Origin of the sequence: Hwanghaeella grinnelliae, from assembly GCF_004005845.1 — a bacterium.
GTDB lineage: Bacteria > Pseudomonadota > Alphaproteobacteria > UBA8366 > Aestuariispiraceae > Hwanghaeella > Hwanghaeella grinnelliae.
Map to the genome: position 1 here is coordinate 570,359 of NZ_SADE01000002.1, position 13,606 is coordinate 583,964.

Annotated in this window: 15 protein-coding genes; 10 read left to right on the top strand and 5 right to left on the bottom strand. The window is 59.3% G+C overall.

What is annotated here, in order from left to right; translation table 11 throughout:
- The first annotated feature begins 76 nt into the window (after positions 1 to 76).
- Together dapB and EOI86_RS13305 are read left to right on the top strand one after the other, a co-directional pair.
- Positions 77 to 919 carry a 4-hydroxy-tetrahydrodipicolinate reductase gene (dapB, locus tag EOI86_RS13300; RefSeq protein ID WP_127766398.1) on the top strand — a complete coding sequence of 281 codons (843 nt, stop codon included), beginning with the start codon at positions 77 to 79 and terminating at the stop codon, positions 917 to 919.
- On the top strand, positions 912 to 1,919 hold the full coding sequence (locus EOI86_RS13305) for an arginase family protein (protein ID WP_127765672.1): 1,008 nt from the start codon (positions 912 to 914) through the stop codon (positions 1,917 to 1,919). Before dapB ends, EOI86_RS13305 begins: the two co-directional genes overlap by 8 nt.
- An 81-nt stretch (positions 1,920 to 2,000) precedes the next feature.
- On the opposite strand, the gene EOI86_RS13310 is transcribed toward EOI86_RS13305, so the two are convergent.
- Entirely contained in the window at positions 2,001 to 2,495 is a 495-nt protein-coding gene (locus EOI86_RS13310) for an Lrp/AsnC family transcriptional regulator (RefSeq protein ID WP_127765673.1), read from the bottom strand.
- Between the two features lie 215 nt (positions 2,496 to 2,710).
- Between EOI86_RS13310 and ehuA the strand changes: the two genes are divergently transcribed.
- From ehuA to EOI86_RS13335, 5 genes are all read left to right on the top strand, one after another.
- The gene (gene ehuA, locus EOI86_RS13315; protein WP_127765674.1) at positions 2,711 to 3,496 is read left to right on the top strand and encodes an ectoine/hydroxyectoine ABC transporter ATP-binding protein EhuA; all 786 of its coding nucleotides are present in this window, start codon (positions 2,711 to 2,713) and stop codon (positions 3,494 to 3,496) included.
- Between the two features lie 109 nt (positions 3,497 to 3,605).
- Positions 3,606 to 4,421 (top strand): ectoine/hydroxyectoine ABC transporter substrate-binding protein EhuB, encoded by an 816-nt coding sequence (gene ehuB / locus EOI86_RS13320; protein ID WP_127765675.1) that lies wholly within the window; start codon positions 3,606 to 3,608, stop codon positions 4,419 to 4,421.
- Between the two features lie 89 nt (positions 4,422 to 4,510).
- A complete protein-coding gene (ehuC, locus tag EOI86_RS13325) occupies positions 4,511 to 5,179 on the top strand; it encodes an ectoine/hydroxyectoine ABC transporter permease subunit EhuC (protein WP_127765676.1) in 669 nt (222 codons plus the stop codon).
- 3 nt (positions 5,180 to 5,182) lie between these two features.
- Positions 5,183 to 5,848, top strand: a complete 666-nt coding sequence (ehuD, locus tag EOI86_RS13330) for an ectoine/hydroxyectoine ABC transporter permease subunit EhuD (RefSeq protein ID WP_127765677.1) — start codon at positions 5,183 to 5,185, stop codon at positions 5,846 to 5,848.
- A 212-nt stretch (positions 5,849 to 6,060) separates the two neighbouring features.
- A complete protein-coding gene (locus EOI86_RS13335) occupies positions 6,061 to 7,533 on the top strand; it encodes a pyridoxal-phosphate dependent enzyme (RefSeq protein ID WP_127765678.1) in 1,473 nt (490 codons plus the stop codon).
- 108 nt (positions 7,534 to 7,641) lie between these two features.
- Here the strand turns inward: EOI86_RS13335 and EOI86_RS13340 are convergent, their stop codons facing one another.
- On the bottom strand, positions 7,642 to 8,139 hold the full coding sequence (locus EOI86_RS13340) for a DUF2244 domain-containing protein (protein ID WP_161973824.1): 498 nt from the start codon (positions 8,137 to 8,139) through the stop codon (positions 7,642 to 7,644).
- Between the two features lie 209 nt (positions 8,140 to 8,348).
- On the opposite strand from EOI86_RS13340, the gene nth reads away from it, so the two are divergent.
- From nth to EOI86_RS13355, 3 genes are read left to right on the top strand one after another with little or no spacing between them, the layout of a single operon-like run.
- A complete protein-coding gene (gene nth, locus EOI86_RS13345; RefSeq protein ID WP_127766400.1) occupies positions 8,349 to 8,987 on the top strand; it encodes an endonuclease III in 639 nt (212 codons plus the stop codon).
- A 56-nt stretch (positions 8,988 to 9,043) separates the two neighbouring features.
- Positions 9,044 to 9,487, top strand: a complete 444-nt coding sequence (locus EOI86_RS13350) for a PaaI family thioesterase (RefSeq protein ID WP_127765680.1) — start codon at positions 9,044 to 9,046, stop codon at positions 9,485 to 9,487.
- The gene (locus EOI86_RS13355) at positions 9,484 to 10,302 is read left to right on the top strand and encodes a transglutaminase-like domain-containing protein (RefSeq protein ID WP_161973825.1); all 819 of its coding nucleotides are present in this window, start codon (positions 9,484 to 9,486) and stop codon (positions 10,300 to 10,302) included. The genes EOI86_RS13350 and EOI86_RS13355 overlap by 4 nt, the downstream gene beginning before the upstream one ends.
- A gap of 9 nt (positions 10,303 to 10,311) precedes the next feature.
- On the opposite strand, the gene EOI86_RS13360 is transcribed toward EOI86_RS13355, so the two are convergent.
- From EOI86_RS13360 to EOI86_RS13370, 3 genes are all read right to left on the bottom strand, one after another.
- The gene (locus tag EOI86_RS13360; protein ID WP_127765682.1) at positions 10,312 to 10,806 is read right to left on the bottom strand and encodes a hypothetical protein; all 495 of its coding nucleotides are present in this window, start codon (positions 10,804 to 10,806) and stop codon (positions 10,312 to 10,314) included.
- 25 nt (positions 10,807 to 10,831) lie between these two features.
- Positions 10,832 to 11,590, bottom strand: a complete 759-nt coding sequence (locus tag EOI86_RS13365) for an EI24 domain-containing protein (protein WP_127765683.1) — start codon at positions 11,588 to 11,590, stop codon at positions 10,832 to 10,834.
- Positions 11,591 to 11,722: 132 nt separating this feature from the next.
- Positions 11,723 to 13,549, bottom strand: a complete 1,827-nt coding sequence (locus EOI86_RS13370; protein ID WP_127765684.1) for an adenylate/guanylate cyclase domain-containing protein — start codon at positions 13,547 to 13,549, stop codon at positions 11,723 to 11,725.
- Positions 13,550 to 13,606: the final 57 nt, after the last annotated feature.

Consider the following 13,606-nt stretch of genomic DNA (forward strand, 5'->3'; position numbering starts at 1 on the left):
ACCCTTGCAATACGCGGCGCCAAGCGCCATTCCAGCACCTGAAGACTTTGGGGAGGCATTCATGACCGAACAGGATCTGAACATCGTCGTCACCGGCGCGGATGGGCGCATGGGGCGGATGCTGGTTGCCGAGATCGCCGCGACCGAGGGCTGCCGCCTGTCCGGCGCGACCGACCGGGAAGGGTCGCCCGCCATCGGGCAGGACCCCGGCGTGCTGGCCGGTATCGGCGAGACGGGGCTGAAGATCGTCGACGATCCGGCCACGGTGATCGCCCAGGCCGATGCCGTCATCGACTTTACCTCACCGGCCGCGACGGTGAACCATGCTAGGCTTTGTGCCCAGGCGGGCGCGGCCCTGGTCGCCGGCACCACCGGTATGAGCCATTCCGACGAGGAAGCGCTGTATCTGGCCGCGCGTCACGTTCCGGTCATCTATGCGGCCAATTACAGCGCCGGCATCACCCTGCTGATGAATCTCGTCCAGAAGGCCGCCGCGACGTTGGGCGACGACTATGATATTGAGGTCCTGGAAATGCACCACCGGCACAAGGTGGATGCGCCTTCCGGGACGGCGCTTGCGCTGGGCAAGGCGGCGGCGCGCGGCCGCAAAGTGAACCACGACGCGGTGAAACAAGCCGTGCGCGACGGTCATACCGGCGCGCGGCCCAAGGGGGAGATCGGCTATGCCACCCTGCGCGGCGGCGATGTGGTCGGTGAGCATGACGTGATTTTCGCCGCCGAGGGTGAGCGGCTGATCCTGGGCCACAAGGCTTCCGCCCGACGGGTCTTCGCCGCCGGCGCGGTACGCGCGGCCCTGTGGACGAAGGACAAGCATCCAGGCGTTTACGATATGAACGACGTGCTGGGTCTTAAGGATCAAGAAGCTGAGGTTGTCACGGAAGCGGAACGACATGTCTGATACGGAGTCGGGCGGCAAGCCCAGTATCGCCGGTGTGTTCGGTCCATCCGGCACGGTGGAGACCTTCCTGGGCCTGCCGAAAGTCGCGACAAGCGACCTGGAGGCCAGCGGCGCGAAAGCCGCGGTGCTTGGCGTACCCTGCGCCACGCCCTATGCGGCGACCGGGCTTTACGCCGCCAAGGCGCCCAAGGCCATGCGGGAAAGCGCCGCCATCGAGGCCGCCGCGACACACCATTTCGATTTCGACCGGATGGCCCCCGCGGTGCCCTTAGGACCGGACGGCAAACCCCTGATCGTCGATTGCGGCGACTTGGACTATGACGCCGAAGACCACGCCGCCAACAGGGCGCGGATCTCAAAGGCGGTAAGCGACATTCTGGCCGCCGGCGCGGTCCCCATCGTGCTGGGCGGGGACGATTCATCAGGCATTCCGATTCTGCAGGGCTATGCGGACGACGCAGCGGAAAACGGGCCGCTGACGGTTTTGCAGATCGACGCCCATATCGACTGGCGCGACGAGGTGAACGGCGAACGATTCGGCCTTTCCTCACCCATGCGGCGGGCGTCCGAAATGGAATGGGTGACGGGAATGGTGCAGGTCGGCGCGCGGGCCGTCGGTTCCGCGCGGCCCTCGGACTACGAGGACGCGGTTGCCTGGGGCGTCAACTTCATTACCGCCGCCATGCTGCATCGGGATGGCATCCGCGCGGTCGTGGACGCCATCCCCGACGGTTCCCGCGTTTTCGTCAATTTCGATCTGGACGGGCTGGACCCATCGGTCGCGCCGGGCGTGATCGGCCCGTCCCCCGGCGGTCTATTCATGCACCAAGCGCTCGCCATCCTGAACGGCGTGGCCGAGAAGGCGCGGATCGCGGGTTTTTGCCTGGTCGAATTCGCGCCGGACCTGGACCGGGACGGCCAATCCGCGCATTGCGCCTATCGCCTGTCAGCCTTAGCGGCGGCGATTGCGGCCGAAGGTGCTTTACAGGCGGCTTCCTAGATCATCCGCTAAACCGGGAACCGCATTCCCGCCGCGATGACTCTCTCGATTGTGAATGGCGTAGGTCATTCCATCGGCGTTTTAACATGACGCATCCCCGGCACCGGCCAGGATTGCCAAAGGAACCTCCGAACTGAACTTGCTCCGTTTCATGACGACGGAGGTCCTGAATCTTTTGATGTTGGCGTCTTCGAAGAAAAGCCGGTGCGTGAGACGCTCGAAATCCTCAATATCTTTGCTGAGAATGATTAGGGCGAAATCCGCCTCGCCTGTGATGTAATAGCATTGCTGAACTTGAGGGTTTGCCTGTGCCCGGCGCCGAAACGCATCGACCTGATCGATGCGTTCGCGTTCCATCTCGACCAATACCAGGAACGTCATCGTGTATCCGACGGCTTCAGGCTGAATGACTGTCGTTTCTCGTTGAATGACCTCTTTGTCACGGAGGCTTCGGATCCGCCTCTGCACGGTCGCCACCGACAAGCCTGTCTCACAGGCGATATTCTCGAGCTTCTCTCGCGCGTTGTCTTGCAACATACGAAGTATCGTCAAATCCGAAGCGCTTAACTCTGACATCCCGCCTGACCTCCCCAGCACTTTGAAAACATCTGTGATGTTACCTGCGGAACTTGAGCGAGACGCATCATTTTTTCCCGATTTCTGAAAAATTTACTCACTTTTCAAGAGCTGGTGGGGATTTTTATGGAGGGTTTTCGATAAGCTTTCCGAGGTCGTTTCAGCTCTTGAGCTGCCGCTATCGATGATCTTGGACGGGGGGCAAAGCTAAGTAGATGGCAAGCGTGGAAAAAATCATCGAATTTCGGGACGTGTCGAAATCGTTCGGCGAACTGCAGGTCCTGAGAAACCTCGATCTGCATGTCAATGCCGGTGAGAAGCTGGCGCTGATCGGTCCGAGTGGGTCAGGCAAGACCACCATTCTTCGAATTTTGATGACGTTGGAGGATATCGACACGGGCCACGTCCTGATCGACCAGGACTACCTTTGGCATCAACAGGTCGAAGGCAAGCTTCAACCCGCCAGCGACAAGCACCTGCACAAGATGCGCGAAAACGTCGGCATGGTTTTCCAGCAATTCAACCTGTTCCCGCACCTAACCGCGATCGGCAACATCCAACAGCCGCAGATGCTGGTGCAAGGCAAAGACAAGGCCGATGCCCAGGCAAAAGGCATGGACCTGCTGAAGATGGTCGGGCTTGAAGAAAAACGAGACCACTATCCGCATCAGCTGTCGGGCGGCCAGCAGCAGCGTGTCGCAATCGCCCGGGCTTTGGCACTGGAGCCAAAGATCATGCTGTTCGACGAAGTCACCTCTGCGTTGGATCCGGAATTGGTCGATGAGGTGTTGAATGTATTGCGCATGCTCGCAAGCGACACCGACACGACGATGCTGACGGTCACGCATGAAATGAACTTCGCCCGTGAGTTCGCCGACCGTGTCTTGTTCTTCGACAAAGGACAGATCGTCGAGGCGGGCGAGCCCAAAGAAATTTTTAGCCGGCCCCAAGAACCCCGAACACAGGATTTTCTCAAAAAATACATTGCAGGCATCGCCTGACCGGCATGCCCAAAAGCAGAACGATGAAAATCGTCGGTTGACCACATCGAACCAGTGACGAAAGGACCGCTCAATGCGCTCGTTAAATTTAAGGAAGGCTTTAGTCGGGATGGTAGCGGCGGGGGCCGTGATTGCCGGATCGATTGGATCGGCATCCGCCGACACGTTGCAGAAACTTAGAGACCAAGGCTATGCGACGGTCGCGGTGGCCAACGAACCGCCATACAGTGACGTCAAAGGTGACGGCTATGTCACCGGTGCGGCGCCTGATGTGGCCCGCGCGGTAATGAAGAAGCTCGGCGTGCCGGAGCTCAAGGCGCAGGTCGTTGCCTATGGCTCAATGATCCCGGCATTGCTGGCGCGCCGTGTCGACATGGCGACCTCCGGACTTTACATCAAGCCCAAGCGTTGCGAGTCGATCATCTACTCGGAACCCGATCTCTGCGGCGCCGAAGCATTCGCCGTCATGAAGGGGAATCCGCACAACATCCTGACCTACGAAGATATCGGCAAAAATCCGGATGTGACGATGACGACATGTGCCGGTTGTGCCGAGGAGGCCTATGCGTTGGAGCGTGGGGTCAGCGCAGAACAGATCAAGGTTTTCACAGATCCGCCGAGCGGCATCAAAATGCTGCAGCAGGGCCGCGTTGACGTCTTTGCGCTTTCAGGTCTCGGCACTCAGGATCTACTGCGCAAGTTCAATGACCCAAACCTTGAACTGATCATGCCGGTGAAAGGCGTGCCGATGGGCTGCGCCGGCGCCGCCTTCAATCCAGAAGATAAGGATTTCCGCGACGCATACGACCAAGCGCTCAAGGAACTGAAAGATAGCGGCGAGTTCGCGAAGATCATCGAGCCTTACGGCTTTTCTACCGAAGCGACCTTGGCCGTGAAGCGCGACGACTTCTGTCCCGGCAACTGAGCGGACAAATAGGACGTCATCTTCCGATGAAGGCTTGAGAAAGGGGGCCGCTCGCCAAACCGGTGAACGGCCCCCCGGAGCGGGGGACCATGGACAGCATCATTGAGTACTCGCCGATCCTGATCAAAGGCACGATCACAACCATCCAGCTGACGCTTGCCAGCGCGGTTCTGGCCCTGACCATTTCCTTCATCGTCGGACTGGCCCGGTTCTCGCGACATCGGTCGGTTCGCGCCGCGGCGATCTGCTACCTGGAATTCTTCCGCGGAACGAGCGCAATCGTTCAGATGTTCTTCATGTATTACGTATTGCCGTTAATGGGTGTTCACTTCTCACCACTAACCGCCGGCATCCTTGCCTGCGGCTGCAATCTTGGCAGCTATGGTTCCGAGGTCGTGCGCGGCGCGATTCAGTCGGTCAGTCGAGGTCAACACGAAGCCGCTCTGGCACTCAATTATACGACCTATCAACGCTATCGCTATGTCCTGATCCCACAGGCCATACCAGTAATGATTCCGACCTTCAGCAATCTCTTGATCGAATTGATGAAGCTGACGGCAGTAGCCTCGCTGATTACCATCTCCGATCTGACTTTCATGGCGCAGATTATCCGCGTGCAAACCGCTCTGACCTTGGAGCCTTTCTTGGTGATCCTGGTCATCTATTTCATCATCGCGACGCTGCTTGTTCAGTTCACCAAGCTCGTGGAACGCAAATTCTCAAAAGGCCGCCAAGTGGTCTCGGATGGAGGCCGCTGAATCATGGAGTGGAGCTGGACTGTCGTAGAAGCCGTTCTGCCGAAGCTTGCGCAGGGCCTGATTGTCACTATTCAAGCGACATTCGTCGGCGCATTCCTTGCCTACGTCCTTGGGCTTGGCTTGGCGTTGTTGAAAATGTCGAAGATCAAGGTCGTTGCCTGGATTTCCTACTGGCTGGGAGAATTCGTCCGCCGCACACCACTGTTGGTGCAACTCTATTTCTTGTTTTACGTCCTGCCTGACCTGGGCATTTTTCTGTCGCCATTCGTTGCCGGTGTCATAGGCCTTGGTGTTCACTTCTCCGCCTATACCTCGGAGGTCTATCGGGCCGGAATCGAGAATGTGCCGAAGGGGCAATGGGAGGCATCGCGGGCGCTGAACTACAACAGCTATCAAACGATGCGCTTTGTCATCCTTCCACAATCAATCCCGCCGATGATCCCGCCTTTGGCCAATTATCTGATTACCATGTTCAAGGAAACGCCGCTGCTCTCGGCAATTACGGTGATTGAGCTGTTCAACGCCGCCAACATCTATTCCAACAGTCACTACAAGTACCTTGAACCGATGACATTGGTCGGCCTGTTCTTCCTGATTGTCTCTGTGCCGTCAGCCTATTTCGCGATGCGGTTGGAGAAACACTTCAAGCCCAAGAGCATGCGCGGCTAGGCGTTGTGAAATGATTTGTTCGAATTTAATCGCACAACAGAAGCATCACATCAGCATCAGGCGAAAACAGTAACTCTTTCTCATCTTATCCCCCCATTTGAGCACAGAGCGTCACCCATGTTCTGTACGTTCCAGTCTTGTGGGCGTCACACAGTCCTTCGTTACGCTTTGTCCAACCACTGTCGATCGCGTTCAAATATGGGGAGTCCGCTATGAGTTTCGGTCTAGAGGCAGACGTCGTCGATCCCGCCGTCTACGACAAAAACCTGCAGCTTCTGCGTTCCGCAGGTGTGACACTGCCGAAAATATCCGAACTTGCCGACCCGATGCGGTTCCTGGGCCACCATGCCAGCGCCGAGGCTTGGATCGACCCCGATGCACCCGACCCAGCCAATCTGTTTCGCGTTCATTGGCACAACAGCGCCGACAGGCGCGGACTGGCGGCCGTTCCTGAGCACCTGGTTTTGGATCCGGCACTCACCGGCGTCGACGCCACGATTGTCGTTGCGCTTGGCAATCGATTTCCAATGATCCGCGCGCACAAGGTTCTCGCCGCCTATGGCTGTCTGGTGCCGCGCTTGCTATCCGGCAAGTTCGACGCGTCGCACCACCGTGCCATTTGGCCGTCGACTGGAAATTACTGTCGTGGCGGAATCGCGATCTCGCGGATACTCGGCTGCCGGGGCGTTGCTGTTCTCCCGGAGGGCATGAGCAGCGAGCGGTTCCGGTGGTTGGAGCACTGGGTCACAGACGATAGCGACATCGTTCGGACGCCCGGTACGGAGAGCAACGTCAAAGAAATTTTCGACGCGTGTCACGATCTATCACGTGACCCTAGCAATATCATCTTCAATCAATTCTCTGAATTGGGGAACTATATCATACACCGCGCCGTAACCGGCCCGGCGCTGGAACGAATTTTCAATCATCTCAATTCCAACGGCACTTTGCGTCCCCGTGCCTTCGTCGCGGCCTCGGGGTCGAGCGGCACACTGGCGGCCGGCGACCATCTCAAACATGTTTTGGGCACACAGGTCGGCGTCGTCGAAGCATTGGAATGTCCGACGCTTCTGTACAACGGATACGGGGAGCACAACATTCAAGGGATTGGCGACAAGCATGTGCCGCTCATCCACAACGTCATGAATACGGATTTCGTTATTGGGGTCTCAGACGCCGCCAGCGACAATCTGAATTTGCTTTTCAATACCACGGTCGGGCGCAGTTTCCTGGGCCAGCGGACCGGACTCGGCCAGGAAAAGGTAACCGGCCTCGGCGACCTTGGACTGTCATCGATCGCGAACGTCCTGGGCGCGATAAAGTACGCCAAGTATAACGGGCTCGGATCATCCGATGTGGTTCTCACCGTCGCCACCGACGGCGCCGAGATGTACGAGACTGAATTGTCACACGCCGCGGAACGGACACCCGGCCGACAGTTCGATGCTCTCGGCGCGGCGGAAACCTTCGGCCGCTGGCTTCTCGGTACCGATGCCGACCATGTAATGGAGCTCGACCATCGCTCAAGAGAACGGGTCTTCAATCTTGGCTACTACACATGGGTCGAACAGCAGGGCGTGGCTCTCTCCGATTTCGATGCGCGCCGCGATCAATCATTCTGGGATGGTTTGATGGACCTGGTTGAAGTCTGGGACACGATGATCGCGCGGTTCAACGCGGCGTGACCGAAAAACAATCGCAGATGCGCTTTCCAAGCGGTTCCAGGCAATCGGTGGGACGGACCGGCAAAACCGTCTAAAGCCCGGCGCCAGTGGGGCCTGTGTTGGCCCGGTTCACACCTTCAAGTGTTCCGGCGCGCGATAACGGTCCAGGGCGTCCTGCAAGGCCTTGGCGACTTCCAACCGTTCGCCCGGCGTCAGGAATGATCCCAGGACCAACCCTTTGCCCCGCGACGCGATCACCAATTGGCTGTGATGTTCCGGTGGGTCGTCCATCAAGACCTGCAGCCAGGTCGGCTCCAGCAGGACCCGTGAGCTTTTGCCGTTCGGCTTCACGCGGGTGATTTCCAAACCTTCATTGGTCAGCCGGATATGTTCCATTCGCCGCGCGTCGCGGAAATTCATTTTGAAAGCAAAATAAAGCAGCAGAATTTCCAGGCCCGCGAAACCCGCGACCGGCCAGGCACCCGCCAGGAAGAACGAGATACCCACCGCCGAGCCGCAGAGCGCGACCGCCGCCATCACCAGGGCGAAACCCTTGGGACTCAAGGACCGGTGCGGATGGAGCGAGGCGTCCAGATAGATGCGCGCCTCGTCATCGGAAACGGGCATAACACCGTCAACAGTCCCGGGGGCCCCATCGATTGGTGATTTATTTGGCGGTATAGTCATACGTAGAGGGTCTTTTTTAACAGCGCTTCCATGCTATACGAGAACACCCAGGGGCGAAAACACAAACACACCGTTCCGCCGTGCCGCATTTAGGTTTCCCGCATCTCAGGTTTCCCGCATTTCAGGTTTTAGGGTCTCACATGCCGTTGATGAAAAAAGCCGATATCGAGGAGTTTTTCGCACGCCTCGAAAATGCCATGCCCGAGCCGAAGGGGGAGTTGAACTACGTCAATCCCTACACCCTGCTCGTGGCCGTGGCCCTGTCGGCGCAGGCAACGGACATCTCGGTAAATAAGGCCACGGAGCCACTGTTCAAGAAGGTCACAACGCCGCAGCAGATGCTGGACTTCGGCGAGGGCCGGTTGAAAGACGCGATCAAGACGATCGGGCTGTTCAATTCCAAGGCCAAGAACGTCATGGCCGCGGCGAAGATCCTGATCGACGACTATGGCGGCGTGGTCCCGCAGGTTCGCGAGGAATTGGAAAAACTGCCCGGTGTTGGTCGCAAGACAGCGAATGTGGTGTTGAACATGGCTTTCGGCCAACCGACCATGGCCGTGGACACGCATATCTTCCGAATGGGAAACCGGACCGGTCTGGCGCCCGGCAAGACGCCGTTGGAGGTGGAGAAGAAGCTGGAGAAGCGGGTGCCGCCGAAATATCGGCTGCATGCCCATCATTGGCTTATTCTGCACGGCCGCTACATCTGCAAGGCGCGGAAACCGGATTGCCCGGCTTGCATCGTGTCCGATTTATGTACGTTCAAGGCCAAGACGATACCGGCCTAGCCCCGCACCTTGTTTTAGTCGGGGCTTGAATTTGTTGAGTGGGGGGAGCGTTTCGAATGCAGTATGAGTCCGATGACCCAGTCGCGGAGTTCAACACCCGTGCGCAGGGCAGCCTGCCGGGCCTTCTGGGCATCGAGATGATCGAATTCACGGAAGGCCGGTATGAAAGCCGCATGATGATCAAACCGCATCATCACGCGCCGAACGGCTTCCTGCACGCCGCCAGCATTGTCGCCCTAGCCGATACCACCTGCGGGTTCGCCGCGCGGACGCGGTTGCCCGAAGGGTCGAGCGGTTTCACCACGGTCGAGTTGAAGAGCAATCATATGGGCACCTTGCTGGAAGGCGAGCTGCGCTGCACGACGACCGCCGTTCATATAGGCCGGTCGACGCAGGTTTGGGACGCCCGGGTCTTCGACCCCGCGAAAGATCGAACCATCGCCGTCTTCCGCTGCACGCAGATGGTTCTGTGGCCAAAAGGGGGGGCAAAAGGGCAGTGACTCAGCCGGAAAACCTTCCTTTCTTTCGCCAGCACGGCCTTTACACCGACCCGCACGGGCGGCGTGGCCTGATTTCCGGGTTGGGCCAGGACCCGGCGCAGCTTTGCAGTCTGGTACAGGGCCTGTTGATCCACGATCATTTCGGCGCGGAAATTTACGAAGCCCCGCCGAAGAACATCGCCACCGCGTCGCGCGACACCTTGCCGGTATCCGACCGATTGGCGCAGTTGGTGGCCCGGAACGACGGTGCGGGTCTTCCCGCGCTGCCGACCGACAAGCGCCTCGTTGGGACCTGTCGCGATTTCGCCTTGATGCTCTGCGCTTTTTTCCGGGAAAACGGTGTGCCCGCGCGGCTGCGATGCGGGTTCGCGAATTACCTGGGCGGAGACCAGTACGAGGATCACTGGCTGGTCGAATATTGGATGGAAAGCGAAGGCCGTTGGGCCAAAGCGGATGCGCAATTGGACAATGTCCATCGCGCCCATCTGAACGTGGATTTCGATATCGCGGACGTCCCGGAATATCGCTTCATCGTCGGCCGGCGCGCGTGGGAACTGGCCCGTACGGATGCCATGAACCCGGACTGGTTCGGCCATGGGCAAGACCGGGGTTTGTGGTTCATCCGGGTCAATCTGGCGCGTGACCTGATGGCGTTGTGCAAGCATGAGGTCTCGCCCTGGGACGATTGGCGGAAAATGTCCGAATCCGAACGCATGCTGGACGAGACGACCCTGGCCGAAGCCGCTTGGATGGACGACAAAATCAGGACGATCGAAACCGGCGTTCTGGAAGCCCGGGCAGGGCTATCGCCGTAGAAGGTCAGGTTACCCCTCCGCCGCAATAATGTGGGCGCGGAGCATCCGTTCCAGACAGGCCCGGCGCTCGTCCTCTGCCTCGCCGCGCAGTTCCACATGTTTCACGGTCAAGTCCCCGCTGTCGCCGGGATAGAGGAACAGGTCCAGCGTGCAGGCATCCCCGCGGAACTGCCAAACCTGTGCCGTTCCGTCGCGCCGGATCAGCACCGGATCGCCCAATGCCTCCCTAAGGGCGCCGATATCCGCCGCCATGAATTGCGCCGGGTCGTCATCGACCGGAATTTCGGGCTGCTGCGGTTCTTCCTGTTCGGGCTTTTCGGGTTTCGGGGCCACGGCGGCTGATTGTGTCGGCTGCGCCGCCGTTGGTGTCGGGTCCGCCTTTGCCGGTTGCGACGCCTTAGCGCTGGGCTTGGTGGGCGGTGTGGTGCCCGTGGCCGGCTTTTGCGCCGGCCCACCGCAGGCGGCCATGGCCAGCAGCAGGAAACAGACGGCAAGACGCTTCATTTGGTGAAACCTGGCGTTTGGAAAACTAGCGATTTGCGGGAACGGCAGCAGCCTTTTGGCGCATGCTTTCGAAGATATGGACCATGGAAGCTGCGGCGAGCACCGGGACCAAAAGGTTCAAAAGCGGCACGGTCATGCAGAAGACGATAATCGCGCCCGCCAAAACGACACGCCCCCCGAAGCGTTTGCGCAGCACGATGGCTTGTTCCGGCGTCATCCGGCGGACGGCAACCATTTCATAGAATTCCCGGCCCACGAGATAGCCGTTCAGCACATAATAGAATACCAGGTTCAACGGCGGCAGGAACAGCAGGATGGCATAGATCGGCAGGGCCAAAATGTTCACCCCGACCACGATGGCGAGAAATTTCAACGATTGGCCGAGCAATTCCGGCAGGGGTTGAGAGCGCGGCTCTCCCAGTCCGGGATAGTGCTTGTCTTCAACCGCTCCGATGATCTCATCCAGGAACAGGCTGACGATCGTGGTGGTCACCGCCGGGAACAGCAGGAAGATAACCGTCAGCATCACCGCACCGAAGGCGACGTCGCCGAGGAAGGTGAACCACTCGCCCATCCATTCCAGGACCGACCCCATCCAATCGAACATCCAGCCGATCAACGGCAGGTCCGCCCAGGGCACCATTCCGACACCCCAGGATGCCAAAAACCATAAGGCGATGAAGACGACGAGGGCGCCAAGAACGCCGACGGCCATTACTTTTCTAAAGGCGGGTTCGCCGATCTGGCCCAGGGCTAGCGATATGGCTCTGATAACGGAGGTCATGCGGAAGCTTCTCTATTTTTGTGTCAGCGGTATGTAGCGACGATGCGTCGATGCCTCAAGGCTTGGCCCCGGATTTGGCCCAGGTTTTGGCCCAGGATTAGGTGCAGGGTTTGGCGGGCACAGTGCATAGGGTTACGCCTTCGCGGTCTTATCCGGCCCGACATCCGACCCGACACCCGGCGCAACAGCCGGCCCAACATCCGGAAGATCGCGGATGGTATAAGCTGCCACCATTTCCGCTCGGCCACGGACCGCGAAGGTGCCGACATGCTCATAGGGGAAATCGGGCGCCAAAATCCGTGTGGAGTCGGCAACCAGCAATTCGGTCTCCGTCTCCTTGTTCATCGCTTCCAGCCGGGCGGCCAGATTCACCGAATCCCCGTGCACCGTATAGCTCAAGCGCTGTGCGGCCCCGACCGCGCCCGCAACCAGCGAGCCGGTGTTCAACCCGATCCGGCAGGCAAGTTGCTGCCCGCCGAAGGCCTTGGTTTTGATCAGTTTCAAGATGCGGATGGCGGCACGGACCGCGTGTTCCGCGTGGTTCGGATCTTCCACCGGGGTATTGAAGACAGCCAGGATCGCATCGCCCTGAAACTGGGTCACAACGCCCTGTTCTTCCTCGATCACATCCACCGCGTCGGAGAAGAAGGCGTTCATCGTCGCAATGATTCCAGCCGGGTCCAACTTTTCCGACATGGTCGAGAACCCGGCCAAATCCAGGAAGAAGACCGTGGCATTGGCCGTTTGCGGTTGACCGGCGCCTTCATCCAGCAACAACAGCTGGGCGACGCTTTCCGGCACGTATTTGCCGAACAGGTTGCGGATCCGCTCGCGCTCCTTCAGCCCATCGACCATGGCGTTGAAGGCGCTTGCCGCCTCGTCCAGCTCAATCGCATGGCTGGGCGGCAGGCGTGGCACATCGTCAAAATTCTGGCTTTGAACCCCATGCGCGGCAGCGGCCAGTCTTTCAATTGGCCGGGCCGCCCGGCGGCCGACCAGGATCGCGACGATCACCGAAACAATGACGACCGCCAGCCCCACCGCCATTGTCCCGAGAAGCCGTTCAATTTCCGGCGCTCCGGAAGATTGATCGAAGTGGATGCCGATCGTTACCGTACCGCCGGTCTTGCGGGTCTTGTCCTCTTTCAGCACGAAACCGTGGCGTTCCCGCCTATCGGTCTCTAGGAAAAAGAATTCCGCGCCGGGTATGTCCTTGACCAAATTCATTTCTTCCCGCGGCGCGGTGAACAGCTGGGCCAGGTAGGGATCGCCCAGCGTGTCGATGGTTGGCCGGGTCCCGGCTTCCGACATGACCAAAAGCGGGTGGGCGACGACGATGCGGTCGTTGAACAACATGAACCGCGTCAATTCCTTCCCCCGGAAGGCCGCATTGTTGGAAAGCCGCCGCGACAAGGGTTCCAGATCGGCCCGAATTCCGATGGCGGCGATCTGCTGGCCTTCCTTGTTCCGCGCCGAGGTAATGAAGGCCCCGCGATGGCTGCCGTCCAGCGGAGAAGGGCGCAGCACCCATTCGCCGTCCGGCCCAATGCCACGCTCGCTGACCCGCCATTCCGGCGGCCAATTGACTTCCTGGATGGTTTCCGTTGCGCGGTCGAAATAATATCCCGTCCCGTCGGGAAACTGGACGGTAACCGCTTCACCCTGGGGCAGAGAAGAAAGTGCGCCGGCCAGGATGTATTTCAGGCTTTCCGGTTCGGAGACACCCATCCGGTCTTGGCTGATCTCATCGGCCATCCACTTCCCGAGGTCTTCGAGCGGAATAAAGAAGGCCGTGGAGGCGACCGATGCTTCGTTGATTTGTTCTCTGAGGATCGCGGTCAGGGAATTGCGCGTATTGTCGAACGCGCTGGCCAAGGCGATCAGGAACATGCCGCCGGCCGATAGAAGGACCAAGCCGCCGAAAACCAAGACAAGAATTGAGGTTACCCGCATCCGCATGTCGGCAATTTCTTTCTGTTCGCAGGAAAGGGCAATCCGCGCCCGACTATCGTGTCC

Excerpts from the sequence above, each read along its gene's own strand:
- EOI86_RS13305 (WP_127765672.1), top strand. The coding sequence starts at position 912 with ATGTCTGATACGGAGTCGGGCGGCAAGCCCAGTATCGCCGGTGTGTTC.
- EOI86_RS13310 (WP_127765673.1), bottom strand. The coding sequence starts at position 2,495 with ATGTCAGAGTTAAGCGCTTCGGATTTGACGATACTTCGTATGTTGCAA.
- ehuA (WP_127765674.1), top strand. The coding sequence starts at position 2,711 with ATGGCAAGCGTGGAAAAAATCATCGAATTTCGGGACGTGTCGAAATCG.
- ehuB (WP_127765675.1), top strand. The coding sequence starts at position 3,606 with ATGGTAGCGGCGGGGGCCGTGATTGCCGGATCGATTGGATCGGCATCC.
- ehuC (WP_127765676.1), top strand. The coding sequence starts at position 4,511 with ATGGACAGCATCATTGAGTACTCGCCGATCCTGATCAAAGGCACGATC.
- ehuD (WP_127765677.1), top strand. The coding sequence starts at position 5,183 with ATGGAGTGGAGCTGGACTGTCGTAGAAGCCGTTCTGCCGAAGCTTGCG.
- EOI86_RS13335 (WP_127765678.1), top strand. The coding sequence starts at position 6,061 with ATGAGTTTCGGTCTAGAGGCAGACGTCGTCGATCCCGCCGTCTACGAC.
- EOI86_RS13340 (WP_161973824.1), bottom strand. The coding sequence starts at position 8,139 with ATGCCCGTTTCCGATGACGAGGCGCGCATCTATCTGGACGCCTCGCTC.
- nth (WP_127766400.1), top strand. The coding sequence starts at position 8,349 with ATGAAAAAAGCCGATATCGAGGAGTTTTTCGCACGCCTCGAAAATGCC.
- EOI86_RS13350 (WP_127765680.1), top strand. The coding sequence starts at position 9,044 with ATGCAGTATGAGTCCGATGACCCAGTCGCGGAGTTCAACACCCGTGCG.
- EOI86_RS13360 (WP_127765682.1), bottom strand. The coding sequence starts at position 10,806 with ATGAAGCGTCTTGCCGTCTGTTTCCTGCTGCTGGCCATGGCCGCCTGC.
- EOI86_RS13365 (WP_127765683.1), bottom strand. The coding sequence starts at position 11,590 with ATGACCTCCGTTATCAGAGCCATATCGCTAGCCCTGGGCCAGATCGGC.
- EOI86_RS13370 (WP_127765684.1), bottom strand. The coding sequence starts at position 13,549 with ATGCGGATGCGGGTAACCTCAATTCTTGTCTTGGTTTTCGGCGGCTTG.